The sequence below is a fragment of the Corynebacterium confusum genome (assembly GCF_030408715.1).
In the GTDB taxonomy this organism is placed as follows: domain Bacteria; phylum Actinomycetota; class Actinomycetes; order Mycobacteriales; family Mycobacteriaceae; genus Corynebacterium; species Corynebacterium confusum.
The window spans coordinates 1,932,831-1,958,264 of sequence record NZ_CP047202.1 but is presented as its reverse complement, the minus strand read 5'-3'; the positions used below and the strand labels follow the sequence as shown (position 1 = coordinate 1,958,264).

The following is a 25,434-nucleotide window of genomic DNA, read 5'->3' as shown; positions in this document are numbered from 1 at the left end:
CTCCCCGGCGCCTTTGTGCGGACGCTTCGGCTTAGAAGTCGAAGTCGAAGCCGTCGCCGCCGAGCAGGCCGCCGTCGAAGATGCCCCCGTCGAACAGGCCATCGCCGTCGCCGCCCATATCGCCAGCATCCCCCATGTCGCCGCCGTCGCCCATATCGCCGGCATCGCCGGCATCTCCCATGTCACCGCCGTCGCTGAAGTCGCCCGCGGCGGCCTCCTCGCCGGAGTAGCCGACACCGGCCATGCCCGCGAACATGGCGTTAAACATCATGGAATACCCCATCATCCACACGCCGGTAGCCATGGCGTCGGCCCACCACGGGCGGGAGTACCAGCCGGCCGGAACCGGGCGGCCGGCCACCGTGCCGCCGGGGTAGTAGTTCGGGGTCTCGTCGGAGGCGTACGGGGAGGCGGTGATCTCCTGGCCGCCGGCGTCGACCGTACGGCGCTCGGTGACCTTGCCGGCCTTGCGCTGGCCTTCCAGCGGGGGCAGCTCCGGGCCCGGATCCATGCCCATGATCTCGCGCGCCGCGTTGACGTAGTGCAGGCCCTCGAGCGCGGACTCGCGGGCCAGCTGCGCCTGCTTGGTGGTGTTGGCCCGGGAGATGGCTGAATTGGCCGCAGTGAAGCGCTCCGAGGCATCCGCCATCGCCTGCTGGGAGGCCTTGTCGGTGCCGGACAGGCTCATCACCTGGCCACCCAAGCGCTCAATCCAGCGGCGCGCCTCAGCCTGGGCGTCTTCTAATTGCTGCTGCTGGCGCTGCTCGGTCTTTTTCTTGTTGTTGCTGCTGGCCCACCAAGCCACGCCGCCGCCGACCACGATAAGAAGGATGAGCAAATCCATGTCTAAAAAGTTCACTCCCCGATAATCGAAGGTTGTCTCCTCGCACCCGGCGGGCCGAGGCCCCGGCGCGGGGTACGTTCTCTGGGTACTTACTAGGTTAAACGCCAGCCTATCCGGAAAAGTTCCCTCCCGTTTAGCTTATGGGGCACGTCTGGTGAGCCTCCACGGCCCGCCCGGGCGGTTTTGGGCGCGGCCCAAACCATGCGCTATCATTGTTCCCACGCCTTTAAAAGGGGCAGTGGGAATGTCGTATAGTGGCTAATACCTCAGCCTTCCAAGCTGAAGACGCGGGTTCGATTCCCGTCATTCCCTCCACGCAACGCCGAAGACGCAGCGCACTGGAAAACTCCAGTAGCCTGGTCTCCGGCGTTTTTCGCGCGGGCCCGAAAAATGAGCCCGGGGGCTGGGAAAGGGGAGTGTGGTGGGAACTATCCTGACCGCGGTCGTGGTCTTTATCTCGACCTCGATCGACTACCTGGTCGTGCTGACCATCCTGTTCGCCACGCAGGGCGCGCGCCACGGCCGCGCCATCTACGGCGGCCAGTACTTGGGCACCGGGATTCTGGTGGCGGCCAGCCTGGCCGCGGCGTTTTTGCTAAACCTCATCCCGCACGATTGGGTCATCGGCCTGCTGGGGCTTATCCCCATCGCGCTCGGCATCCGGGTGCTGGTCGTGGACGAGGACGTCGACGAGGACGAGATCGCGACCAAGGTCCGCGGCAGCGGCTCCAAGCTGGCCGCCTTCACCGCGCTGACCCTGGCGCTGGGCGGGGACAACCTAGGCGTCTATGTGCCCTTTTTCAGCCGGACCACTGGGCCGCAGATCCTTGTCATCCTCGCCGTCTTCGCGGTGGGGATCTTCCTGCTGTGCCAGCTGTCACAGCGGCTAGCGAAGGTACCGGCCATCGGGGAGACGGTCGAAAAATACGAAAAGGTCATCGTGCCCGTGGTCTTCATCGGGCTGGGCGTCTACCTGCTGGTGGAAAACGGTACCGTCGGCTTCCTCTGGGGTGCGCTCACGCCTTAGAAAGCGCGGTTTCAGTACAGTGGGGCGCATGAACGTACCAATGATTGAGCTCAACGACGGCAACCGCATCCCGCAGCTGGGCTACGGCGTCTTCCAGGTGGACCCGGATAAGACCGAGGAGCTGGTCGCCGAAGCCCTGCGCCAGGGCATCCGGCACATCGACACCGCCGCCATCTACGGCAACGAAGAGGGCGTGGGCCGGGCGATCGCCGCCTCCGGCATCCCGCGGGACGAGCTGTTTATCACCACCAAGCTGTGGAACGACAGCCAGCTCAACGCCGAGGAGGCGCTGAATACCTCCCTGGGCAAGCTGGGGATCGATTACGTCGATCTCTACCTCATCCACTGGCCCGTGCCCGCAGACGGCAACTACGTCGAGGCCTGGAAGCAGCTGATTGAGCTGCGCCAGGCGGGCAAAACCAAATCCATCGGCGTGTCCAACTTCTTGCCGGAGCACCTCGATCAGCTGGAGATGAACACGGACGTCACCCCGGCCGTCAACCAGATCGAGCTGCACCCGTACTTCCAGCAGTGGAAGGACATCGACGCCGCCCGGGCCCACGGCATCAAGGTCGAGGCTTGGGGCCCGCTGGGCCAGGGCAAGACCGATATCTTCGAGCAGCCGGAAATCACCGACCCGGCCGAGGCGCACGGCGTCAGCCCGGCCCAGGTGATTATCCGCTGGCACCTGCAGAACGGGACGATCGTCTTCCCGAAGACCGCCACCGCTGAGCGCATCCGTGAAAACTTCGACGTCTTCGGCTTCGAGCTCAGCGAGGACGAGATGGCCGGCATCACCGCGCTGGACCGCGGCGAGGAGGGCCGGGGCGGTGCGCACCCGGCAGAAATGGACGCGAAATAGCGGCTAGACGGCGACGCCGCACACCCGGAGCCTGCGGAAACCGGGCCAACCGGGACCCGGAGTTGGGCATAGCGCGGCGGCATCGGTAAGCTAAGGCGAGCAACGCCGGCGCGGGGTTTCCGCGTTGGCAGGGCAAGCTATACGGGGCGTGGCGCAGCTTGGTAGCGCACCTGCTTTGGGAGCAGGGGGTCGCAGGTTCAAATCCTGTCGCCCCGACGTATAGGGGCCTGTCAGCCACCCTCATGCGAGGTGCTGCCGGGCCCCTTGTTTATACTCTGTACCAGAAATCCTTCTACCAATTGAGAGCCAGGAGAGTTACTCGTGAAGACTACCGTCGACAAGCTGAGCGACACCCGCGTTAAGCTCACCGTCAACGTCCCGTTTGCAGAGCTGGATAAAGAGATTGATCAGGCCTATGCCGCAATCGCCCAGCAGGTTGCCATCCCGGGCTTCCGCAAGGGTAAGGCGCCGCGCCAGCTTATCGATGCCCGCTTCGGCCGTGGCCCGATCCTCGAGCAGGTCGTCAACGACATGCTGCCGTCTCGCTACGAGCAGGCCGTCACCGAAAACGACCTGAAGGTCATCGGCCAGCCGGACGTGGATATCTCCAAGATCGAAGACAAGGACTTCGTGGAGTTCACCGCCGAGGTCGACGTTCGCCCGGAGATCGAGGTTCCGGACTTCTCTGAGCTGTCCGTCACCGTCCCGGCCCTCACCGTCGAGGACGCCGACGTGGACAAGGAGCTGGAGAACCTGCAGGAGCGCTTCGGTGAGCTCAAGGACACCAAGCGCAAGATGAAGACCGGCGACATCGCCGTCATCGACCTGACCGCTGAGATCGACGGCAAGAAGATCGACGAGGCTTCCACCGAGGGACTGAACTACCGCATCGGCGACGACGACCTCATCAAGGGGCTGGACACCGCCCTGCGTGGCCTGAAGACCGACGAGGACGCCGAGTTCACCGCCAAGCTGGAGTCCGGCGAGCACAAGGGCGAAGAGGCCACCATCAAGGTCCACGTCCAGCAGACCAAGGAGCGCAAGCTGCCGGCCCTGGACGACGAGTTCGCCCAGCTGGCCAGTGAGTTCGACACCATCGACGAGCTGCGCGAGGCCACCAAGTCCCAGGTCGAGGAGCAGAACAAGGCCCAGCAGGCCGGCAACATCCGCGACGAGGTCCTGAAGGCCGCCCTGGACAAGGTCTCCTTCGAGCTGCCGGAGTCCATCGTGGAAGAGCAGGCACACGCCCAGCTGCACCAGGTCCTGGGCCAGCTGGCTCACGACGAGAAGGCGCTGGCACAGCTGCTCGAGGCGCAGGGCACCACCCGCGAGGAGTTCGACGCCGACGCCCGCAAGTCCGCCGAGGAGTCCGTGCGCACCCAGCTGTTCCTGGACACCGTCGCCGAGCAGGAGGAGCCGGAGGTCTCCCAGCAGGAGCTGACCGACCACATCCTGTTCACCGCGCAGTCCTACGGCATGGACCCGAACCAGTTCGTCCAGCAGCTGCAGTCCAACGGCCAGATCGGCAACCTGTTCGCTGACGTCCGCCGTGGCAAGGCCCTGGCCGCCGCTATCTGCCGCGTGGAGGTCAAGGACGAGGACGGCAACAAGGTCGACGTCGACCAGTACTTCGGCGAGATCGACGAAGACGAGGACGAGGCAACCGACTCCGAGTAAGGCCTTGGCCCACCGCCCCTAGCGGGCGCGGTGGGACCGCCTAGCCCAGCTTCGGCTGGGCTTTTCGTCTGTCTGCGGCGGCTGCAACGCTGACAGCGAACACGTCCCACGGGAGGCGGGAAAGGCAGTATCGTGGGTCGTATTAAGACAAAGATCCGTCACCAAGGAGATTATGAATTCTATGTCTGACAGTATTCAGATGACCTCGCCGGCACCGGGTATGAACCTGGGCGACAGCGTCTACGAGCGCCTGCTGCGCGAGCGCATCATCTTCCTGGGCACCCAGGTTGATGACGAGATTGCCAATAAGCTCTGCGCCCAGATCCTGCTGTTGTCCGCCGAGGACCCGACGCGCGATATTTCCCTCTACATCAACTCCCCGGGTGGCTCGGTGACCGCCGGCATGGCCATTTACGACACCATGAAGTACTCGCCGTGCGACGTCGCCACCTACGGCATGGGCCTGGCCGCTTCCATGGGCCAGTTCCTGCTCTCCGGCGGCACCAAGGGCAAGCGCTTCGCCCTGCCGCACGCCCGCATCATGATGCACCAGCCCTCCGCCGGCGTGGGCGGCACCGCCGCGGATATCGCCATCCAGGCCGAGCAGTTCGCCGCCACCAAGCGCGAGATGGCTGAGCTGATCGCTGAGCACACCGGCCAGACCTTCGAGCAGATTACGAAGGACTCGGACCGCGACCGCTGGTTCACCGCCGCGCAGGCGAAGGACTACGGCATCGTCGACCACGTCATCGAGACCGTCAACGGCCCCATCAGCAACTAGAACTAGGTAGCACCACACCACCTAAAGCTCAGAAGCAAGGAGAATTTTTAATATGACGCAATCGCAGATGCCTTCTTCCCGCTACGTGCTGCCGTCGTTCATCGAGCAGTCCGCGCAGGGGACCAAGGAGACCAACCCGTACTCGAAGCTCTTCGAAGAGCGCATCATCTTCCTGGGCACCCAGGTCGATGACACTTCCGCTAACGATGTCATGGCGCAGCTACTGGTCCTGGAGGCCCAGGACCCGGACCGCGACATCACCATGTACATCAACTCTCCGGGCGGTTCTTTCACCGCGCTGATGGCTATTTACGACACCATGCGTTACGTGCGCCCCGACGTGCAGACCGTCTGCCTGGGTCAGGCGGCCTCCGCCGCGGCGGTCCTGCTGGCTGCCGGCGCTCCGGGCAAGCGCGCCGCGCTGCCGAACGCCCGCGTGCTCATCCACCAGCCCGCCACCCAAGGCACCCAGGGCCAGGTCTCCGACCTGGAGATCCAGGCCGCTGAGATCGAGCGCATGCGCAAGCTGATGGAGGACACCCTCGCCGAGCACACCGGCCGCACGGCCGAGCAGGTGCGCATCGACACCGACCGCGACAAGATCCTGACCGCCGAAGAGGCCAAGGAATACGGCATCATCGACCAGGTCTTTGAATACCGCAAGCTGAACTCCTAAATTCAGGGGTAGCCCTTGTGGGACTTAAGGCCCGCCGTCGGCATAGCGCCCGGCCGCGGGCCTTTCGCATCGGGTGGCACGGGGAAGCCGGCGCGCGGGGCGGGAGATTGCGCAAGCGAAAACTATCAGTGGCCGGGAACGGCCCTGTTCAGCACGGGCATCGCCGGCAGGCCTGACCCGTCCCACCGGGCGGGAAGGGCGAGGTAGCCCACCGAAAAACGGGGGTGGCAGATCCCATATTAATTGCGTTGTGGCGTGGAAAGTGGCTATATATTTCTATGTCACGAATCACAAATGCTCACTCAGCGTCAGACTCATCGGGCGACGCGCGCGGTGCCGGCGGCGCCTCAGCCGTCGGTAAACCACAAGAATCAGAACGCCAGTTCTTCGGCCACCCGTGGGGATTGGCCAACCTCTTCGGCGTGGAGATGTGGGAGCGTTTCAGCTTCTACGGCATGCAGGCGCTGGTCCTGCTGTACATGTACTACTCCGTGTCCGAGGGCGGCCTGGAGATCCCCAAGGCGGCGGCGACCTCCATCGTCGGCGCCTACGGCGGCTTGGTCTACATGGCCTGCTTGCTCGCCTCCCTGGTAGCCGACCGCGTCCTCGGCGCGGAGCGCACCCTGTACTACTCGGCCATCATGGTCATGCTGGGCCACCTGGCCTTGGCCTTCATCCCCGCGGTGACGGGCCTGGCCATCGGCCTGGTGCTTATCGCCGTGGGCTCCGGCGGCGTGAAGACCACGGCCCAGGTCGTGCTGGGCGCGCTCTATTCGCGCGATGATCCCCGCCGCGACGGCGGGTTCTCCATCTTCTATATGGGCGTTAATATCGGCGCGCTCTTCGGGCCGCTGATTACCACGCTGCTGTGGGGCTGGCAGGGCTTCCACTGGGGCTTCGGCATCGCCGCCGTGGGCATGTTCTTCGGCCTGGTCCAGTACACCCTCATGCGCGGCAGCACCATCAAGGAAGCCGGCCACGAGGTCCCGAACCCGGTCTCGCGCCAGCAGCTGCTGGCGGCCCTGGGCGTCCTCACCGTCATCGTTGTCGTGTGCGTGTGGCTTATCGCCTCCGGCGTGGTCAAGCTGGAGTGGCTGTCCAACATCGTCACGGTCGTGGCCTTCCTCGCCGCGGTCACGCTGTGGCTGCAGATGTACCGCTCCCGCCTGACCACCCCGCAGGAACGCGGCCGCCTGCTCGGCTTCATCCCGATGTTCGTCTCCGGCGTGCTCTTCTTCGGCATCTTCCAGCAGCAGTTCACCGTGCTGACCATTTACTCCGATATGCGCCTGGACCGCCACATCTTCGGCATCGAGATCCCGCCGTCGATGGTCCAGCTCATCAATCCGATCTTCATTGTCATCTTCTCCAGCGTCTTCGCCTTCATCTGGACTAAGCTGGGCGACCGCCAGTGGTCGACGCCGACCAAGTTCGGTATCGCCAACGTGATCATCGGCGTCTCGCTGTTTTTCTTCCTGCCGTTTAGCGGCGGCGGCCCGAACTCCACCCCGATGTTTGCCATCATCTGGATCCTCTTCCTATTCACCATGGGCGAGCTGCTGCTGTCGCCGGTGGGCAACTCGCTGGCGACCAAGGTCGCCCCGCAAGCCTTCCCCTCGCGCATGATGGCGGTGTGGATGATGGCCGTGGCCATGGGCACCTCCCTGGCGGGCACGCTGGCCGGTTTCTACAACCCGGACGACGCTGGCGCGGAAAACACCTTCTTCATCACTCTGGGCATCGTTTCCATTGCTTTGGGCGTGGTCTTGTTGGCGCTCGCCAAGTGGGTCGTAAGCAAGTTCGCTACCTTCCGCTAAGGCGTGCCGGTTGCGTCGGGTGGGCGTGGTACGGTTGCTGGGATAAAGGAAATTGTGCCCTATGTGTTGAGAGGGTTTAATGGCACGTATGCAAGAAAGCGCGGATCTGCTCAAGTGTTCCTTCTGCGGCAAGAGCCAGAAGCAGGTTAAAAAACTCATCGCCGGCGGCGGTGTGTACATCTGCGATGAGTGCATTGAGCTGTGCAACGAAATTATTGAGGAAGAGCTGGGGGCGGCCCAGGCCGAGCAGGCCGAAAAGGAAGAAGTTCGGCTGCCCCGGCCCTCGGAAATTTCGGCCTTCTTGGATAACTACGTCATCGGCCAGGACCAGGCTAAGCGGGTGCTGTCCGTGGCGGTCTACAACCACTACAAGCGCATCAAGGCAGAGGAAGCTGCCGCCGCGCGCGGCGGGAAGCGGGCCAAGAAGGAACCGGAAGACGCGGTCGAAATCGCCAAGTCCAACATCCTGATGCTGGGCCCGACCGGCTCCGGTAAGACCTACCTGGCCCAGACCCTGGCGCGCATGCTGGACGTGCCGTTTGCCATCGCGGACGCGACCTCCCTGACGGAGGCCGGCTACGTGGGCGAGGACGTGGAAAACATCCTGCTGAAGCTGCTCCAGGCGGCGGATTTCGACGTGGAAAAGGCCCAGCGCGGCATCATCTACGTCGACGAGATCGACAAGATCTCCCGCAAGTCGGACAACCCGTCTATCACCCGGGACGTCTCGGGCGAGGGCGTGCAGCAGGCCCTGCTGAAAATCCTGGAGGGCACCGTCGCAGCCATCCCGCCGCAGGGCGGGCGCAAGCACCCCAACCAGGAATTCATCCAGTTGGACACCTCCAATATCCTGTTCATCGTGGCCGGCGCCTTCGCCGGGCTGGAGAAGGTTATCTCCGAGCGCGTGGGCAAGAAGGGCCTGGGCTTCGGTGCCAAGCTGGAGACCCAGTCGGAGCAGGAGCGCGTCGACCTCTTCGAGGAGGTCCGCCCCGAGGACCTAGTCAAGTTCGGCCTCATCCCGGAGTTCATCGGTCGCCTGCCCGTCGTGGCGACGGTGGACAACCTGGATCAGGAATCGCTCATCCGGGTGCTCACCGAGCCGCGCAACTCCCTGGTCAAGCAGTACCAGGCCCTGTTCGTGATGGACGGCGCGGAGCTGGAGTTTGATACCGGCGCGCTCGAGGAGATCGCCAACCTGGCGCTGGAGCGCAAGACCGGCGCCCGCGGCCTGCGCGCCATCATGGAGGAGCTGCTGGTGCCCATCATGTACGACATCCCGGACCGCGAGGACATCACCGGGGTGCGCATTACCGCAGACGTCGTCCGCGGCGAGGACGGCCCGGAGTTCATCTACGCCGACGCCGAGGAGCAGTCGGCCTAAGCCCTGACCCCGCCAAGACTGTATAGACGTCTATATAGCTGGAGGTAGAAAATTAGCCGGCCCGCGTTTTCGAAAAAGGAAGCGCGGGCCGGCTTTGCGCTTGTAAGGCGGGGGAGGAGGTTAGCCGTAGATGTCGCTGTTGTTGTCGGCGGTATCGACGGCCTCGCGGGCGGTGAGGTAGGAGGCCTCGCCGCTGTCGGGGATGTTGGCGGTCAAAAACGCGAGTACCGCGTCGACCACCATGCGGTGTAGGCCGGCGGTGTTGGCCGCGGACTGCATGTCGATCCCCAATAAGTTGTCGATCATGTTGTGGTTGGTCACCCGGTACATGGTCAGCGAAGAGATCAGGGTGAAGATATCGTCCGCGGAAATGCCGGGCCGGAAGGCGCCGGAGTCCTGCCCGTGGAGCAGGAGCTTGTCCAGGTGCAGGGCCACGCCGCTGACGTCGTTGACCGGCTGCCGGCCGACCACGCCGAAGACCTGCTGGGTGGTCTCCATCGCCAGGATGCGCACGGCCTCCGGGTGGGCGATGTGGCAGGTGAAGAGGGCATCGACAAGCTTGCGCACGCCCTCGACCGGGACCGCGGAGTCGACCTCGAGATCCTCGATCGGGGGATTGAGCCGTTCTACCGCGGCCTCGAGGGCGCGCTGGTAGAGCCCGCGCTTGTCGCCGAAGTGGTAGTGCAGCATGCGCTTGGACAGGCCGGAGAGGTTGGCGATGGTCTCCATCTTGGTTTCGGTGAAACCGAACTGGGAAAACTGCTCGAGCGCGACATCGACGGCGCGCTGGGCAGACTCAGCTCCCGTGACGGCGGTGGGAGAATCGGAGTTACCCATAGCAACATGCCCCTCTTTTTAAGAATCGCTTAGACGGATTGGTTCATTCCCTATCGTGCCGCAAATTCGCGAACCCGTCTGCGAATTGCCCCCGGGGGAGGTAAAACGCCAGCACAGACGAGCGAAAGGTGTACTTCTTTTACCTCAATTTGAGGGCAATGAAACAGAACCTATCGCGTTATCGCTTCTGCGTCTAGACTAGGGAGTTCAGCAAAAACTCGAGGTGGTTTTCTGGGAAGGATGGCACACACTATGTCGAAGCAATCAGCACAGGCTGCACCGAAGCACAACGTTTCAGAACCCGTCAATGTCACGGTCACCGGCGCCGCCGGGGCTATCGCCTACTCGCTGCTGTGGCGGATCGCGGCCGGCGAGGTCTTTGGCAAGGACCAGCCTGTTCGTCTGCGCCTGCTGGAGCTCGACTCCGCGGTGCGCGCCGCAGAAGGCGTGGCTATGGAGCTGCAGGACTCCGCCTTCCCGCTGCTGGCCGGCGTGGAGATCACCGCTGACGAAGACACCGCCTTCGCCGACGCGAACGCCGCCTTCCTGGTCGGCGCGCAGCCGCGCTCCAAGGGTATGCAGCGCGCCGACCTGATTTCGGCCAACGCGGAGATTTTCGCCCGCCAGGGCGCGTCCCTGAACCGGGTGGCCGCCCGCGACGTGCGCGTGCTGGTGGTGGGCAACCCCGCTAACACTAACGCGCTCATCGCCGCCCACCACGCGCCCGACCTGGATGATTCCCAGTTCAGCGCCCTGATGCGCCTGGATCACAACCGCGCGGCCGGGCTGCTGGCCCAGCGGGTGGGCGTGCGACCGGACGCGATTGAGAAGCTGGCCGTCTGGGGCAACCACTCGGATACCCAGTTCCCGGACATCACCTTCGCTACGGCGGATTCCCGCCCGCTCGCCGCGGCGGTCGAGCAGTCCTGGTACGAGGAGACTTTTATCCCGACCGTGGCCGGGCGCGGCTCCGAGATCATCGAGGTGCGTGGGTCCTCCTCGGCGGCCTCGGCGGCCTCGGCGGCAGTGGACCACATGCACGACTGGATTTTCGGCACCCCGCAGGGCGACTGGCGCACCGCGGCGATTGTCTCGGATGGCTCCTACGGCGTGGACGCCGGCCTGGTGGCGGGCTTCCCGACGGTCAGCCGGCACGGCCGCTGGGAAATCGTCCAGGGCCTGGAGCTAAACGATGTCCAGCGCGCCCGCATCGATGCCTCCGTGGCGCAGCTGCGGGCGGAAAAGGAAGCCGTCGCCCACCTGCTGGGCTAGGCCCGTCAGAAAAACCCGGGGTCTCGCCTGGGTGGGGCCCAAAGGGGTTTGACCGACAGGGTAGAATTGGTCGGCGTGACTGAGCGTAAAAATGAGGAACTAGTAGGTACCAACCGCGCGGACGCGCTGCCCAAGTCCTGGGAGCCGCAAGAACTGGAGACCGCCCTGTACGAGGGCTGGGTCGACGCGGGGTATTTCACCCCGGACGCCCACTCCGACAAGCCCGCCTATTCCATCGTGCTGCCGCCGCCGAACGTGACTGGCCAGCTGCACATGGGCCACGCCCTGGACCACACGCTCATTGACTCCATCATCCGCCGCAAGCGCATGCAGGGTTATGCGACGCTGTGGCTGCCGGGCGCGGACCACGCCGGCATCGCCACGCAGACCAAGGTCGAGGCCGCTCTCAAGGAGTCCGAGGGCAAGACCCGCTGGGACTATGATCGCGACGAGTTCATCGGCAAGGTCTGGGAGTGGAAGGAAAAATACGGCGGCACCATCCAGTCCCAGATGCGCGCCATCGGCGACTCCGTGGACTGGTCCCGCGAACGCTTCACCCTGGACGACGGCCTGTCCAAGGCCGTGCAGACCATCTTCAAGATGCTCTACGACGCCGGCCTGATCTACCAGGACTACCGCCTGGTCAACTGGTCGCCGGTGCTGGAGACCGCCGTGTCCGACATGGAGGTCGTCTACGACGACGTCGAGGGCGAGCTGGTCTCCATCCGCTACGGCTCGCTGGACGACAACGAGCCGCACCTGGTCGTGGCCACCACTCGTGTGGAGACCATGCTGGGTGACGTCGCCATCGCCGTCCACCCGGACGACGAGCGCTACGCCGACCTGGTGGGCAAGGAATTCCCGCACCCGTTCCGCGATGACCTGAGCCTGAAGATCATCGCCGACGACTACGTCGACATGGAATTCGGTACCGGCGCGGTCAAGATCACCCCGGCGCACGACCCGAACGACTACGCCATGGGCCAGCGCCACGGCCTGGACATGCCCATCATCATGGACAAGACCGGCCACATCGCGGATACCGGCACCCAGTTCGACGGCATGACCCGCGAGGACGCCCGCGTCGCCATCCGCGAGGCGCTGGCCGAGCAGGGGCGAATCGTCAAGGAAATCCGCCCCTACGTCCACTCGGTGGGCCACTCGGAACGCTCCGGCGAGGCCATCGAGCCGCGCTTGTCCAAGCAGTGGTTCGTCAATGTCAAGGAGATGGCCAAGTACTCCAGCGAGGCGGTCCGCCAAGGCGATACCACCATCCACCCGGCCTCGCTTGAGCCGCGCTACTTCGACTGGGTCGACGACATGCACGACTGGTGCATCTCCCGCCAGCTGTGGTGGGGCCACCGGATCCCGATCTGGTACGGGCCGGAGGACACCGACGGCAACCGCGACGTGGTCTGCGTGGGCCCGGACGAGGAGGCCCCGGCCGGCTACGAGCAGGACCCAGACGTCCTGGATACCTGGTTCAGCTCCGCGCTGTGGCCGTTTTCCACCCTGGGCTGGCCGGAAAAGACCCCGGACCTGGAGAAGTTCTACCCGACCAACGTGCTGGTCACCGCCTACGACATCCTGTTCTTCTGGGTCGCCCGCATGATGATGTTCGGTACCTTCGCCGCCACCCAGACCCCGGAACTGCTGGGGCAGGGCAGCGACGGGCGCCCGCAGGTGCCGTTTGCGGATCTCTACCTGCACGGCCTGGTGCGCGACGAGCAGGGCCGCAAGATGTCCAAGTCCCTGGGCAACGGCATCGACCCGATGGACTGGGTCCGCGACTACGGCGCGGACGCGCTGCGCTTCGCCCTGGGCCGCGGCGCCAACCCGGGCGTCGACCTGCCGCTGGGCCCGGACGCGGCGGCCTCGGCGCGTAACTTCGCCACCAAGCTCTTTAACGCCACCAAGTTCGCCCTGCTCAACGGCGCCGGCGTGGCGGAGCTTCCGGAGCGCGAGGCGCTGACCGACGCTGATCGCTGGATCCTGGACCGCGCCGAGCAGATCCGCGCCCGCGTCGACGCCTACCTGGACGACTTCCAGTTCGCCAAGGCCAACGAGCTGCTCTACCACTTCGCCTGGGACGAGCTGTGCGACTGGTACGTCGAGATCGCCAAGACCCAGATCGCGCGCGAGCCGGCCGACGAGGCCGAAAAGCAGCGCGCCCGCACTACCCAGATCTTGCTCGGCCGCGTCCTCGACGTCGTGCTGCGCCTGCTGCACCCGACCATGCCATTCGTCACCGAGGTCCTTTGGAAGGCCCTGACCGGCGGCGAGTCCCTGGTTGTGGCTGACTGGCCGACCGCGGAGGACACCAACGGCGGCGCCGCGACCGACGAGGTCGCCGCCCGCCGCATCCAGGACGCTGAAAAGCTCATCACCGAGCTGCGCCGCTTCCGCTCCGACCAGGGGGTTAAGCCCTCCCAGAAGGTGCCGGGCCGGCTGGACTTCGCCGCCGCGGACCTGTCCGACCAGGAGGCACTGGTGCGCAACCTGGCCAAGACCACCGAGCCGGGCGAGGACTTTACCGAGTCCGCCTCCATCGAGGTCCGCCTGTCGCAGGCCACAGTCGAAGTCACCCTGGACACCTCCGGGGCCGTCGACGTCGCGGCCGAGCGCAAGCGCCTGGAAAAGGACCTGGCCAAGGCCAACAAGGAACTGGAACAGACCACCAAGAAGCTCGGCAACGACAACTTCCTAGCTAAGGCCCCGGAAGAGGTCGTGGAAAAGATCCGCACCCGCCAGACCGTGGCGCAGGAGGAAGTCGACCGCATCAGCGCGCGTTTGGAGGCGCTCAAGTAGTGACTGACCGTACCGGAAACGGCGGCAACGGCCGCGAGCAGGACCGCGAGAAGGAGCAGGAGACCGAATACGAGATCGTCGACGCCCTCAAGGAGGGCACCGAGGGCTCGCCGGTCGAAATCACCGAGTCGGGGCTCACGCTCAACCTGGGCGGGGCGGAGGACTATTCCGCACCTGCGCCGGAGACCGTCAGCGCCGAGGAACTGCGCGAGCTCGCCGAGGTCGAAGAGGAACTCAACGCTCGGTGGCCGGAGACGAAGATCGAGCCCTCGCTGGAGCGCATCGAAAAGCTCATGGACCTGCTCGGCCACCCGGAGCGGGCCTTCCAGGCCATCCACGTGGCCGGCACCAACGGCAAGTCCTCGACGTCGCGGATGATCGACTCGCTGCTGCGGGCCTTCCACCGCCGGGTCGGCCTGTTCACCAGCCCGCACCTGCAGCGGGTGACCGAACGCATTGGCATCGACGGCAAGCCCATCCACCCGCGCGACTACGTGCGCATCTGGCGCGAGATCCGGCCTTACGTGGAGATGGTGGACGCTGAGTCGCTGGCGGTCGGCGGCCCTGCCATGTCCAAGTTCGAGGTCCTGGTGGCCATCGCTTATGCCGCCTTTGCCGATGCCCCGGTCGACGTCGCCGTCATCGAGGTCGGCATGGGCGGGCGTTGGGACGCGACCAACGTGGTCAACTCCGAGGTCGCGGTCGTCTGCCCGGTGGGCATGGACCACACCGATTACTTGGGCGATACCCTCGCCGAAATTGCGGGGGAGAAGGCCGGCATTATTAAGGCCCGCCCAGACGCCGACGACCCCATCACCCCGGCCGAGAACATCGCCATCCTGGCGGAGCAGGAGCCGGAAGCCATGGAGGTCCTGCTGCAGCAGGCCGTGGCCGTGGACGCGGGCGTGGCGCGCGCCGGCAGCGAGTTCGCCGCGCTGGAATCCACCATCGCCGTGGGCGGCCAGCAGCTACGCATCCAGGGCCTGGGCGGCCTGTACGAGGACGTCTTCTTGCCCCTGGCCGGTGAGCACCAGGCCCGCAACGCCGCGGTCGCCCTGGCCGCCGTGGAGGCCTTCTTCGGGGCCTCGGCCGGGCACCCGCTGGACGCGGCGAGCGTGCGCAACGGCTTCGCCCAGACCATTTCTCCGGGCCGCCTGGAGCGCATGCGGCAGTCGCCGACCACGTTCATCGACGCCGCGCACAACCCGCACGGCGCCCGCGCCCTGGCTCAGGCCCTGGGCCGGGACTTCGACTTCGCCCGCTTGGTCGGCGTGGTCGCCATCCTAGGCGACAAGGACGCTACCGGGATACTTACCGCGCTGGAGGACGTGCTGACCGAGATTGTCATCAGCCAGAACAGCTCCCCGCGGGCGCTGGACGCCTACGAGCTGGCGGAGCTGGCCCGCGACATATTCGGCGAGGAGCGCGTCTATGTCGAGCCCGACCTGCAGTCGGCATACGCCCAGGCCGTCGAGCTGGCCGAGGATGCGGAAATCCAGTCCGGTTCCGGTATTGTCATCACCGGATCGGTGGTCACCGCCGGTGAGGCACGCGCGATGTTTGGAAAGGAGCCGGCATGACGGATACCCCCAAGGACGTCGGGCCTCTGGGCATGGGGCACAAACCCGTCAAGGACCCAATCAAGGGCTTTAACGGGATGGTCATCTCCAGCACCCTGACCCTGGAGGCGCTCACCCTGGTGCTGGCGCTGCCGATGCTGCGCATGCTCTACAGCGGTGAGCTGTGGACCGGGGTCAACATCGCCATCGTCGTGGCGTTGATGGTCTTCCACCTGGTCATGCTGGCCTTCGCCAGCCGCCGGTGGTCGCTGAACGTCATCCTGGCCGTGCAGGTGCTCGGCATTATTGCCGGCTTGTTTATCCACTGGTCGATCGTGGCCATCATGGTGGTCTTCGGGCTGGTCTGGCTGCTGGCGGCTTACCTGCGCTCCAACCTCATCGCGCGCATGGAGCGCGGCCTGCTGACCACCCAACACCTGGATCAGAAGAGCTAGGGAGGCCGCCGTGCGCTACGTGTATTCGCTGCTGGCCGCGCTGGCCTGCGTGGTGGTCATCCTCGCGCGCGCTTTCAACTGGCCGGGCGCGGTCATCGCGGTGGGGCTTATCGTGGCGGCCGCCTTCCTGGCGCTGGCCTTGTTCCGCGGGGACCAGGATCGCCCAGGCAAGGATCGCCCCCTGCGCCAGGCAGATTTCTCCCCGGAGCGCGAAGAAGAAATCCGCGAGCTCGTCTCCGCCGGCAAGTACGGCACCGCGGTCAAGCAGGTCCGGCTGTGGTACCGCCACGTCGGCCACGACGAGGCCGAAGCCATGGTCAGCCAGCTGACCACCGGCCGCTAGCGCGACCGCGTACCGCGGTCGTGGCCGATTTTTGGCGGCTCCAGTGCGAAGGATCGCTCGGTATTCGGTACGATGGCCGGTATGACTGAACGTACTCTTATTCTCATCAAGCCGGACGGCGTCAAGAACGGCCACGTAGGCGAAATCATCTCCCGCATTGAGCGCAAGGGCCTCAAGCTGGTGGAAATGGATCTGCGCACCGCAGACCGCGAAACCGCAGAAAAGCACTACGCTGAGCACAAGGACAAGCCGTTCTTCGGCGAGCTCGTGGACTTCATCACCTCCGCTCCGCTGGTCGCAGGCATCGTCGAGGGCGAAAGCGCCATTGCTGCCTGGCGTCAGCTGGCCGGCGGCACCCACCCGGTCGAGAAGGCCACCCCGGGCACCATCCGCGGTGACTTCGCCCTGACCGTCGGTGAGAACGTCGTTCACGGCTCCGATTCCCCGGAGTCCGCTGAGCGCGAGATCTCCATCTGGTTCCCGAACCTCTAAGACGCAACCTCTTTACTGCCCCCGCCAGCGGTGCCTCGGTATTCCGGCCACCGCGCGGGGGTTTCGTACATTCAAAGCATTACTACGCGGGCACACTGCGGGGGCTGGATTTAGCGCCGCTGCGACTCGCTCAGCGCGTGCACGCCCAGGGGAGTAATGCTCATATCCCAGCGGGCGGATTCTCCCTGCCAGATGGGCACGCGGAGCTTAACCAGCTTGGCGCTGTCTAGCTCCTGCAGGCGCTCGCGCAGCGCTTCCTCGTCCGCGGCCAGCGCGGGGTCCAGAATCCTGTGAAGTCCCTTCAAGCTCACCTCGTTGCCGTCGACGGCGCCGACGGCGATGAGCGCGGCGAGGATATCGGTATTCTCCTCGGCCAGGCGTTGCGTGGTGGCGGTCAGCTCGGTCAGCTCGAAGTCCATCCGCTGGATGCGCCGGCGGCCAATGCTGTAGGAGCGCCGGAAGTGCACGGTGCCGGAAAGAAACAGTCCCACGCTGTAAAACGCCGCCGTGGACAGCGTGGCCACCGCCGGCGGGACCGAAAAATCCCAGCCGAGCGCCTGTGCCGGCAGGGCCAGCAGGGGCGCGACGATGGGAATGAGCGGGGCGAAGTAGGCGGCGGCGGGGTAGTCGCCGTCCCGGAATTCCGTTTGCGAGACGGCCACGGCCTTCTGGTAGTGGCGGGCGATCTTGACCCCGCTGGCCACCGCCGCCACCAGGCACAGCGCGCCAAGGACGTAGAAGGCCGTATGGTCTAGGAAGAAAAAGCCCACGCCGAAGCTCGCCGTGGTGGTGAAGGCAAGCAGCTCGCGCGGGTTGAACTCGTTGCGCCGCCGGTAGTGCCGGATTGCTGCTGCCGGTGAGGTGGGCACGAGTTCGCCGTCGGACATGGTCTTAAGCTAACATAGCGCGAATTTCCGCGCGCTCGGGCAGGTGTGGGAAGAAGCGGGTGCCCAAGTGTGCCACAATAGGAGCTAGAGCCTGTGTGCCGGGCTTGCAGTTGTGCATAACTAAATACTCAATCTTTAACACTTAAACTTTCGGCGCTTTCAGGGTAGAAAGCCCCGCGGTGTGCTTGCCTGCAGCTTGGATGACTTGCGCGGCCCCGCGGCGAGCTTGCCCTCGCGCCACTAGACGTCAGGAGTAGCCCGTGGCTGCAAAGACTAAAAACGAACAGAATACGGATTTATCGGCGGCCGCCGCGTTGGCCGAGCGAATCGGTAGGAGCCAGCTGAAGGAGAAGACGCGGCTCTACGCCCTCGCTAAGATGCTGGGGATTTCCTCCAAGGCCCTGGTGGAACAGTTCGCCCAGCAGGGCATCAAGAAAGCCCCGCAGTCCGGCCTGAGCAAGGCGGAGGCCGAGCAGATGCTCGACCGCATCCAAGCCGCCGGCTCGCAGGCCCCGGCTGGCGATGCCCCCTCCGCGGCCACAACCGACCCGGAGCCCGAGGCCCAGGACGCGCCCCAGGCCAAGAAGAAGGCCACCAAGTCCACCAAGTCCACTAAGAACAAGCGGAAGGCCACGACCAAGGGCAAGCGGGCCGCCACTAACTCCGAGAAGGCTAAGGCCGAGGAGGGCAAGTCCGAGGAGGCCAAGCCGGAAAAGGGCGCCCCGGCTGAGGAGCAGGCCGAGGATAACGCCGCGGACAAGAGCGCGGACAAGCCCAAGAAGACCCGCAAGCGCGCAACCCGCAAGTCCACCAAGAAGCAGGCCGTGCGCGCCGCCGCCCCGGCCAAGCCGCAGCAGCAGGACGAGGAGCCGCGCGAGCAGGCCTCGGATGCCGAGGTCCCGGCAGGCGACGAGCCCAAGCATGAGGACTCGGCCGATGCCGTGGCTACAGCCGCCGAGGAAAAACTGCGCGACCGCGTGCGCAAGAACGTGGAAAACGAGTTCAACCAGATCGCCGACAAGGTCGAGTCCGAGCTGCAGAACCTCGCCACGACCGAGGCGTCCGACGGCGCCGACGACGCCGAGGCAGCAGCCGGCCACGGTGACCAGGACGGCATCGGCAGCACGCAGGCTGACCAGGCTGACCAGACTGACACTGCACAGGCCGAGGACGAGCACGCTGATCTCGAGCGCGACGAGGACCTGGAGGATCTGGTCGCGGCCCTGACGCCGCCGCACCAGGCAGCGGCCAAGGATAATGCCGCGGATTACGCGCCGGTCTTCATCGCCCCACAGGCGAATGCCGCCAAGCCGGCCCGACAGGCCGAGCCGGATGATGCGGGCGGCGATGACGACGAGCCGGAGCGAATCGAGGCCCCGCGCGGCATCAAGGGCTCGACCCGCATCGAGGCGCAGAAGCGCCGCCGGGCGGAGATGCGCGAGAAGGGCCGGGAGCGCAAGCACATCGTTTCCCAGGCGGAGTTCCTGGCGCGCCGGGAATCCGTTGAGCGCACGATGGTGGTGCGCGAGCGCCAGCGCGTCGACCACGCCGGTTCCGTCACCCAAGTAGGCGTCCTGGAAGACGATCTCCTAGTCGAGCACTTCGTGACCTCGGACTCGCAGGCCTCGCTCATCGGCAATATCTACCTGGGTCGGGTCCAGAACGTGCTGCCGTCGATGGAAGCCGCCTTCGTCGACTTCGGCGAGAGCCGCAACGGCGTGCTCTACGCCGGCGAGCTGAACTGGCGCGCCATGGGGCTCAAAGGCCGCTCCCGCAAGATCGAGCAGGCCTTAAAGTCCGGCGACCAGATCCTGGTCCAGGTATCCAAGGACCCGATCGGGCACAAGGGTGCGCGCCTGACCACGCAGATCTCCCTGGCTGGCCGCTTCCTGGTCTACGTGCCGAACGGCCGCAGCGCCGGTATTTCCCGCAAGCTGCCCGCCCCGGAGCGCAAGCGCCTTAAGGAGATCCTGCAGCGCGTCGTGCCGGGCGAGGGTGGCACGATCATCCGCACCGCCGCGGAGAACGTCTCCGAGGAGGCCATCGCCACGGACGTTGGCCGCCTGCACGGGGTCTGGGAGGACATCCAGGAGCGCGCGGAGAAGGAAAAGAGGTCCAAGGGCGCGAAGCCGGTGACCCTCTACGAGGAGCCGGACATGTTGGTCAAGGTCGTCCGCGACCTGTTCAACGGCGACTTCAAGCACCTGGTCGTGGACGGCAAGAAAGCCTTCAACACGGTCAACGCCTATATCCAGTCGGTCGCCCCGGACCTGGCAGACCGGGTGGAGCGTTTCGATCGGAAAAAGCACGGCGGCCAGGACGCCTTCGAGGTCTATCGGATCGACGAGCAGCTGCAGAAGGCCCTGGCCCGCAAGGTGTGGCTGCCTTCGGGCGGCACGCTGGTCATCGACCGTACGGAGGCCATGACCGTCATCGACGTCAACACCGGCAAGTTCACCGGCTCCGGCGGTGACCTTGAGGAGACCGTGACCCGCAACAACCTTGAGGCCGCAGAAGAGATCGTGCGGCAGATGCGCCTGCGCGATCTGGGCGGCATGATCGTCGTCGACTTCATCGACATGGTGCTGCCCGAAAACCAGGAGTTGGTCCTGCGTCGCCTCAAGGAGGCCCTGGGCCGCGACCGCACCCGCCACCAGGTCTCCGAGGTCACCTCGCTGGGCCTGGTGCAGATGACCCGCAAGCGCCTGGGGGCAGGACTGCTGGAGACCTTCTCCACCGAGTGCGAGCACTGCCAGGGCCGCGGCATCATCACTCACGACGACCCGGTCGAGCACACCGACGATCACTCCAGCCACGGGCACCACGACCGCCGCAACCACAACCACGCGGACTCGGGCCAGGGGCGCGACCAGCGCTCCGACGAAAAGCAGGGCTCCAAGTCCGAGTCCCGCGACGGCACCAAGGAGATCGACCAGCTGGTGGCCAGCGTGGTCAAGGACGACAGCGCCGCCCACGACGGCGAAGATCACGACGAGCGCAACGACCGCCGCGACCGCGATTCCGAGGACCGCAAGGGCTCCTCGCGTCGCCGCCGTCGCCGCGGCAGCCGGGGAGGTCGCTCGAACCGCTCCCGCGACGACCAGCCCCGCGATGATCAGTCCCAGGACTCGGTCAGCGATATTGAGAAGATCGCTTTCGCCGCGGCCGACAACGCCGCCGACAGAGACGATGTCGCCGAGTTCAAGGACTACGTGCCGGACGAGGACGCCCAGCCGGAACAAGCTGGTGGCGCCACCTCCTACGACGAGGCGGTCGAGGAATTCGAGTCCTCGCCGCGTCGCAAGCGCAAGACCCGCGGGAACTCGCGTTCCGATCACCGTCCGCGCCGGGAGGATTTCCCGCGCCAGGGCAGTGGTTCCGCGCAGCCTGCGGCCAGCGTGCAGGCCCAGGCGGAGGACGCTGCTGACGATGCCGGCGATTCTTCCCCGGACCAGCCGGCGCGCGGCAAGCGTGGCCGTCGCCGGGCTACTCGCCGCAGCGGCGGACAGCGCGGTGGGCGCGGCAACCCTCGCGGCGGGCAGTCCGCTCCGGCACAGGAGCAGGCCCCGGCCCAGGTCTCGCGGGCTGGTTCTGCGGTGCAGGCCGAGGACAACACCAAAACCGTGGTCCGCGGGCGCCGCCGGCGGGCAGTGCGACGCTCGACGAAGGCCGCCCAGCCGGAGCAGGCGGAGTCCGGTCTTGCCCGTGCAAACCAGCCGCGGCGTGACACCGATGGACACAAAGCCGGCGGTGGTGCAGAAACCCGGAAGCAGTCCACCCGGGGCCGCCGCCGGGCGACGCGCCGAAGCAGGAAATAGGCAGAAATTGGTGTGACCGGCGGGTGCAGGAAAGACGCGGTTTGTCTTTTCCAGTCCCGTCGGGGTAGGATTTCCAAGTCGCCGTTTAAGTCCAGTTGAGCCGCGCCAGAAGTCTCATGACTTACGTGTCGCGCCGGCACTGGACTCAAGCGCAAAAGTAATTGTCCATTCAGGGGCTGGGCCTCGCCTGCCCCTGAGCCGAGTTTAGATAAGGGGTAACCCTCTATGTACGCGATCGTCAAGACCGGCGGAAAGCAGTACAAGGTTGCCGAAGGTGACCTCGTCAAGGTCGAGAAGATCGAGGGTGAGCCAGGCTCTGCCGTGGCTCTCACCCCGGTTCTGCTCGTCGATGGCGCAAACGTCAAGTCGAAGGCCGATGACCTGGCTAAGGTCAAGGTCGACGCTGAGATCGTTGATCAGGCCAAGGGCCCGAAGATCAACATCATGAAGTACAAGAACAAGACTGGTTACAAGAAGCGCATGGGCCACCGCCAGCCGCTTACTGTTCTGAAGATTACCGGTATCAAGTAAGCTGCGAGGCTTGCACTAGACACCCCTTGAAGGAGGGAAACCACAATGGCACACAAGAAGGGTGCATCCAGCACTTCTAACGGTCGTGACTCCAACCCGAAGTACCTCGGCGTTAAGCGCTTCGGCGGTCAGCAGGTCAAGGCCGGCGAGATCATCGTTCGCCAACGCGGCACCAAGTTCCACCCGGGTGAGAACGTGGGCCGTGGCGGCGACGACACCCTGTTCGCGCTCGAGGCCGGCTCCGTCGAGTTCGGTGTCAAGCGCGGGCGTCGCATCGTCAACATTGCCCCGGCCGAGGTAGCTGCCTCGGCTGCGGAAGCTTCCGCCTAGTACCTACTAGGTTTCACACCCGTCATTCCACGCGGCTAGCGTGGGTGGCGGGTTTTTCTATACCCAGAGTGTCTACCAGCTTCAGTCGGGCGAAGGGGCTGTGCTGGGGCAAGGAGAGTATGAATATAAAACGTGCTGTGTGGGGCCGGCTGTATCGAAAAGCTGAAGGAACGCTCGGAGTTTCTATAGCGTAGCGTGAGGATTGCGACATTTATGTCACTCTGTAGCATGAGCGGAGTGGCTCCGCAACCGCTATTGTGTATATTTGAGCTGCGATGGACTACTTTGACTGATAGTTCTATCTGTGCAGCATATGGAAATGTGCGCAATCAAGATTACTTAAAAGCCTAAGTAAGGTGAGGGGGACTTCTGGGGGCTGTAGGACTTGTGTTTAATTAGTGGGTGGCTTAAGATCTCCTGTGTTGTGCATACTCCCGAGGCCTGCCGATCACCACTCGTGGTGAAGGGTCTAAGGGGACATATTTCTTAAGCTGAGAGGCCTGTAAAACATGACCGCTTCCAAGAAGATTGCCGCCGCAGTGGCTGCGACTACCCTGACCCTGACCACTGGTTTTATCGGTGCAGGCGCGAACTTCGCCCTGGCCCAGGAGACTGACCAGGAGACTGGCGCTGAAGCCACTCTGGCCCCGAACGCCGATGCAAACGCCGCCGCCAGCGTCATTGACGCTAGCCAGGACGTGGCGCTGAACATTGAGAAGTTCCTAGGCGATCCGGGCGACACCTCCACCCCGCTCCCGGGGGCAAAGTTCCGCGTCGAGCGCGTTAACGGCATCGATCTGACGGACCCGGCCGGCTGGGCAGAGGTTGGCGACCTCAACCCTGAAGATGAGAACCTGGACGTGACCGCGGTTAACGGTGGTGAAGACGGCGTCTTCACCACCAACGCTCAGGGTGTTATTAACCTGACCACGGCCGCCAACGGCCTGTCCGTGGGCGTTTACCGCGTCACCGAGGTCCAGTTCCAGAACTACACCGTGGCGGCCCCGTTCTTCGTCACCCTTCCGTATGACAACAACGGCGAATGGGAATACACCCGCACCGTTCAGCCGAAGAACCAGGACGTGACCCCAAACAAGCAGGTCAAGGATGACGGCGTCACCATCGGCAAGGCCCTGGAATACACCATCAACGCTCCGGTTCCGGCAGGGAATCTAAACCGCTTCAACATCGTGGATAACCTGGTTGAGAACCTGGACGCCCCGGCGGTCGGCGACGTGACAGTCAGTAACAACGGCGATGTCGATCTGGCCGGCGGCACCGACTACGAAATCTCGGTGAACGGACAGGAAGTCCGCGTCAACTTCACCCCCGAGGGCCGCGCAAAGCTGCAGGAGGCCCGCCAGTCCAAATCGGATTTGCAGGTCAGCGTCAACTTCCCAGCGGTTGTTAAGTCCATTCCAGAAGGCGGGGTCATCAACAACTCCGCGACCGTGGAGCTTCCGAACGGCCAGGACAGTACCACCGACGACGGTGATACCCCGACCAACACCGTCTTCGGCGACCTGACCATTACGAAGACCTCGCCGGCTTCGGAAGGTTCGCTGAACGGCGCAACCTTCGAGCTCTACCAGTGCTCTGCGCAGGATGACGGAAGCTACCAGCTGCTCGGTGACGCCGTCGAGGTTTCTTCCGAGCAAACCGGTGGTAATACCGTTACTGAGCTGACTACCGCCGGCGGTGGGGCCGATGACGCCTCTGACGCAACGGCGAACGGCTACGCGATCCCGCTGCAGTCCACCTCCACCGGTGCGACCGGCACTGTGAGCAACACCTACTGCGTGCTGGAGACCAAGGCCCCAGAGGGCTTCGTCCGTAACCCGCAGCCGCAGCCGGTCAACGTGGACATCGATAACCGCGCGCTGTCCGTCTCCGTGGAGAACCAGCGTGATTCCATCATCGGCCAGCTGCCGGCTACCGGTGCCTGGGGCATCCTGATCGCCTTCCTGGTTGGCGTGGCCTTCTTGGCCCGTGGCCTGTACACCAGCTACAAGGATTCCCGCGCAACGGCATAAGACGAAGGGATCAATCCGACAGGAGAAGGCTTATCTGCCAAGGGTGCGTTCGCGAATGTGAGGAGTCGAAATGCAAGCAGGCGATGACCGCGCGCAGCCTGTGATGGTCACGCGGGCGCTCCGTCGTGGGTGGTGGAAACGCTACCGCTCCGTCGTCTACCTCGTAATCGCCGCCCTCATCTTTCTCACTCCGGTCGTGCTGACGCACTACAAAAACGTCGAGCAAAACCGGATTGCGGAAGAATATTCGCGCAACGTGGCGCAGCTCGACCCTGCTGAGCGGGATGCCGCGCTGGCTGCGGCTCGGGACTATAACTCCCGGCTGCCGGAGTTCGGAGCCCCGGACCCGTGGACTACGGGGCCGGACAAAAACTCGGAGGAGTACCGCGAGTACCTTGGGCACCTCGACGCCTTCGACAACATGGCGCGCCTGCGGGCGCCGTCGGTCGGGATCGATTTGCCCGTCTACCACGGCACCGACTCGAGCGTCCTATCCCATGGCGTCGGGCACCTGTACGGCACGGCGCTACCCGTCGGTGGCGCCGGTACGCACTCGGTGCTGACAGGGCACACTGGCTTGGCGACGCTGACCATGTTCGACAACCTCACCCACATTCGCGAAGGCGAAGTCTTCACCGTGGAGGTGATGGGGGAGAAGTTGGCGTACAAGGTGACCTCAATTGAGACCGTCCTACCGGAAGACATCGAAACTATCCGGCCAGTCGTCGACAAGGACCTTTTGACCCTGGTGACCTGTACTCCCTACGGGATCAACTCGCACCGCCTCCTCGTCCATGGAGAACGCACCGAACTGCCCGGCAACATCGAGCAGGAATACCATAGCCCTTGGCAGCCGTGGATGATTGCGGCAGTCATCATCGGGTTGTTCGTGCTTCTTTATTTGTTGTGGTGGATTCGTTCACAACGTCGCAAGCGCCACGCCGCCGAGGGCGTTGACGCTTCGGCGGACAGTAAGACAATAAAAACAGACAATAGCTAGGAGT

General features: G+C 64.7%; 21 protein-coding genes and 2 tRNA genes. 20 read left to right on the top strand and 3 right to left on the bottom strand.

The window, feature by feature from the left end:
• Nucleotides 1–31 precede the first annotated feature (31 nt).
• Entirely contained in the window at nt 32–844 is an 813-nt protein-coding gene (locus CCONF_RS09080; protein ID WP_290222902.1) for a DUF1542 domain-containing protein, read from the bottom strand.
• A 240-nt stretch (nt 845–1,084) separates the two neighbouring features.
• Between CCONF_RS09080 and CCONF_RS09075 the strand changes: the two genes are divergently transcribed.
• The 9 genes from CCONF_RS09075 to clpX all read left to right on the top strand — a co-directional run bounded on the left by CCONF_RS09075 (nt 1,085) and on the right by clpX (nt 9,065).
• Nucleotides 1,085–1,159, top strand: a tRNA-Gly gene (locus tag CCONF_RS09075).
• Between the two features lie 103 nt (nt 1,160–1,262).
• Complete coding sequence (locus tag CCONF_RS09070) at nt 1,263–1,871, top strand: CadD family cadmium resistance transporter (RefSeq protein WP_290222901.1); 609 nt, start codon at nt 1,263–1,265, stop codon at nt 1,869–1,871.
• A 28-nt stretch (nt 1,872–1,899) separates the two neighbouring features.
• On the top strand, nt 1,900–2,733 hold the full coding sequence (locus tag CCONF_RS09065; protein WP_290222900.1) for an aldo/keto reductase: 834 nt from the start codon (nt 1,900–1,902) through the stop codon (nt 2,731–2,733).
• A gap of 142 nt (nt 2,734–2,875) precedes the next feature.
• Nucleotides 2,876–2,949: transfer RNA gene (locus CCONF_RS09060), tRNA-Pro, on the top strand.
• A 105-nt stretch (nt 2,950–3,054) separates the two neighbouring features.
• Entirely contained in the window at nt 3,055–4,410 is a 1,356-nt protein-coding gene (gene tig / locus CCONF_RS09055; RefSeq protein WP_290222898.1) for a trigger factor, read from the top strand.
• A 181-nt stretch (nt 4,411–4,591) separates the two neighbouring features.
• Nucleotides 4,592–5,191 carry an ATP-dependent Clp protease proteolytic subunit gene (locus CCONF_RS09050; RefSeq protein ID WP_070769070.1) on the top strand — a complete coding sequence of 200 codons (600 nt, stop codon included), beginning with the start codon at nt 4,592–4,594 and terminating at the stop codon, nt 5,189–5,191.
• Nucleotides 5,192–5,243: 52 nt separating this feature from the next.
• On the top strand, nt 5,244–5,867 hold the full coding sequence (locus CCONF_RS09045) for an ATP-dependent Clp protease proteolytic subunit (protein ID WP_290222897.1): 624 nt from the start codon (nt 5,244–5,246) through the stop codon (nt 5,865–5,867).
• A gap of 278 nt (nt 5,868–6,145) precedes the next feature.
• The gene (locus CCONF_RS09040; protein ID WP_290222896.1) at nt 6,146–7,684 is read left to right on the top strand and encodes a peptide MFS transporter; all 1,539 of its coding nucleotides are present in this window, start codon (nt 6,146–6,148) and stop codon (nt 7,682–7,684) included.
• Nucleotides 7,685–7,763: 79 nt separating this feature from the next.
• Entirely contained in the window at nt 7,764–9,065 is a 1,302-nt protein-coding gene (gene clpX / locus CCONF_RS09035) for an ATP-dependent Clp protease ATP-binding subunit ClpX (RefSeq protein WP_290222895.1), read from the top strand.
• A 120-nt stretch (nt 9,066–9,185) separates the two neighbouring features.
• Here the strand turns inward: clpX and CCONF_RS09030 are convergent, their stop codons facing one another.
• Entirely contained in the window at nt 9,186–9,902 is a 717-nt protein-coding gene (locus CCONF_RS09030) for a TetR/AcrR family transcriptional regulator (protein ID WP_290222894.1), read from the bottom strand.
• A gap of 252 nt (nt 9,903–10,154) precedes the next feature.
• On the opposite strand from CCONF_RS09030, the gene CCONF_RS09025 reads away from it, so the two are divergent.
• The 6 genes from CCONF_RS09025 (at nt 10,155) to ndk (ending at nt 16,831) form a co-directional block, all read left to right on the top strand.
• Nucleotides 10,155–11,174: a malate dehydrogenase gene (locus tag CCONF_RS09025; RefSeq protein ID WP_290222893.1), complete on the top strand. Its 1,020-nt coding sequence runs from the start codon at nt 10,155–10,157 to the stop codon at nt 11,172–11,174.
• 75 nt (nt 11,175–11,249) lie between these two features.
• Nucleotides 11,250–13,982, top strand: coding sequence for a valine--tRNA ligase (locus tag CCONF_RS09020; protein ID WP_290222892.1), 2,733 nt, complete (start codon nt 11,250–11,252; stop codon nt 13,980–13,982).
• A gap of 74 nt (nt 13,983–14,056) precedes the next feature.
• Nucleotides 14,057–15,562, top strand: a complete 1,506-nt coding sequence (gene folC / locus CCONF_RS09015) for a bifunctional tetrahydrofolate synthase/dihydrofolate synthase (RefSeq protein WP_290226368.1) — start codon at nt 14,057–14,059, stop codon at nt 15,560–15,562.
• Complete coding sequence (locus CCONF_RS09010) at nt 15,559–15,996, top strand: DUF4233 domain-containing protein (protein ID WP_290222891.1); 438 nt, start codon at nt 15,559–15,561, stop codon at nt 15,994–15,996. The genes folC and CCONF_RS09010 overlap by 4 nt, the downstream gene beginning before the upstream one ends.
• 10 nt (nt 15,997–16,006) lie before the next feature.
• A complete protein-coding gene (locus tag CCONF_RS09005) occupies nt 16,007–16,339 on the top strand; it encodes a hypothetical protein (protein ID WP_290222889.1) in 333 nt (110 codons plus the stop codon).
• Nucleotides 16,340–16,420: 81 nt separating this feature from the next.
• Complete coding sequence (gene ndk, locus CCONF_RS09000) at nt 16,421–16,831, top strand: nucleoside-diphosphate kinase (protein WP_070769091.1); 411 nt, start codon at nt 16,421–16,423, stop codon at nt 16,829–16,831.
• Between the two features lie 110 nt (nt 16,832–16,941).
• Here ndk and CCONF_RS08995 read toward each other — a convergent pair whose 3' ends face one another.
• On the bottom strand, nt 16,942–17,718 hold the full coding sequence (locus tag CCONF_RS08995) for a hypothetical protein (RefSeq protein WP_290222887.1): 777 nt from the start codon (nt 17,716–17,718) through the stop codon (nt 16,942–16,944).
• A gap of 260 nt (nt 17,719–17,978) precedes the next feature.
• Here CCONF_RS08995 and CCONF_RS08990 point away from each other — a divergent pair, with 260 nt between their 5' ends.
• The 5 genes from CCONF_RS08990 (at nt 17,979) to CCONF_RS08970 (ending at nt 25,430) form a co-directional block, all read left to right on the top strand.
• Nucleotides 17,979–21,536: a translation initiation factor IF-2 N-terminal domain-containing protein gene (locus CCONF_RS08990; RefSeq protein WP_290222884.1), complete on the top strand. Its 3,558-nt coding sequence runs from the start codon at nt 17,979–17,981 to the stop codon at nt 21,534–21,536.
• A gap of 225 nt (nt 21,537–21,761) precedes the next feature.
• Nucleotides 21,762–22,067 (top strand): 50S ribosomal protein L21, encoded by a 306-nt coding sequence (gene rplU / locus CCONF_RS08985; protein WP_290222882.1) that lies wholly within the window; start codon nt 21,762–21,764, stop codon nt 22,065–22,067.
• A 45-nt stretch (nt 22,068–22,112) separates the two neighbouring features.
• Entirely contained in the window at nt 22,113–22,397 is a 285-nt protein-coding gene (gene rpmA / locus CCONF_RS08980) for a 50S ribosomal protein L27 (RefSeq protein ID WP_290222880.1), read from the top strand.
• A 509-nt stretch (nt 22,398–22,906) separates the two neighbouring features.
• Nucleotides 22,907–24,430 (top strand): SpaH/EbpB family LPXTG-anchored major pilin, encoded by a 1,524-nt coding sequence (locus CCONF_RS08975; protein ID WP_290222877.1) that lies wholly within the window; start codon nt 22,907–22,909, stop codon nt 24,428–24,430.
• Nucleotides 24,431–24,500: 70 nt separating this feature from the next.
• The gene (locus CCONF_RS08970) at nt 24,501–25,430 is read left to right on the top strand and encodes a class C sortase (RefSeq protein ID WP_290222874.1); all 930 of its coding nucleotides are present in this window, start codon (nt 24,501–24,503) and stop codon (nt 25,428–25,430) included.
• The last annotated feature ends 4 nt before the right edge of the window (nt 25,431–25,434 follow it).

Coding starts and splice junctions, on each gene's coding strand:
- CCONF_RS09080 (WP_290222902.1), bottom strand. CDS start 844: ATGGATTTGCTCATCCTTCTTATCGTGGTCGGCGGCGGCGTGGCTTGG.
- CCONF_RS09065 (WP_290222900.1), top strand. CDS start 1,900: ATGAACGTACCAATGATTGAGCTCAACGACGGCAACCGCATCCCGCAG.
- CCONF_RS09050 (WP_070769070.1), top strand. CDS start 4,592: ATGTCTGACAGTATTCAGATGACCTCGCCGGCACCGGGTATGAACCTG.
- CCONF_RS09045 (WP_290222897.1), top strand. CDS start 5,244: ATGACGCAATCGCAGATGCCTTCTTCCCGCTACGTGCTGCCGTCGTTC.
- CCONF_RS09040 (WP_290222896.1), top strand. CDS start 6,146: ATGTCACGAATCACAAATGCTCACTCAGCGTCAGACTCATCGGGCGAC.
- clpX (WP_290222895.1), top strand. CDS start 7,764: ATGGCACGTATGCAAGAAAGCGCGGATCTGCTCAAGTGTTCCTTCTGC.
- CCONF_RS09030 (WP_290222894.1), bottom strand. CDS start 9,902: ATGGGTAACTCCGATTCTCCCACCGCCGTCACGGGAGCTGAGTCTGCC.
- CCONF_RS09025 (WP_290222893.1), top strand. CDS start 10,155: ATGTCGAAGCAATCAGCACAGGCTGCACCGAAGCACAACGTTTCAGAA.
- CCONF_RS09010 (WP_290222891.1), top strand. CDS start 15,559: ATGACGGATACCCCCAAGGACGTCGGGCCTCTGGGCATGGGGCACAAA.
- ndk (WP_070769091.1), top strand. CDS start 16,421: ATGACTGAACGTACTCTTATTCTCATCAAGCCGGACGGCGTCAAGAAC.
- CCONF_RS08995 (WP_290222887.1), bottom strand. CDS start 17,718: ATGTCCGACGGCGAACTCGTGCCCACCTCACCGGCAGCAGCAATCCGG.
- rplU (WP_290222882.1), top strand. CDS start 21,762: ATGTACGCGATCGTCAAGACCGGCGGAAAGCAGTACAAGGTTGCCGAA.
- rpmA (WP_290222880.1), top strand. CDS start 22,113: ATGGCACACAAGAAGGGTGCATCCAGCACTTCTAACGGTCGTGACTCC.
- CCONF_RS08975 (WP_290222877.1), top strand. CDS start 22,907: ATGACCGCTTCCAAGAAGATTGCCGCCGCAGTGGCTGCGACTACCCTG.
- CCONF_RS08970 (WP_290222874.1), top strand. CDS start 24,501: ATGCAAGCAGGCGATGACCGCGCGCAGCCTGTGATGGTCACGCGGGCG.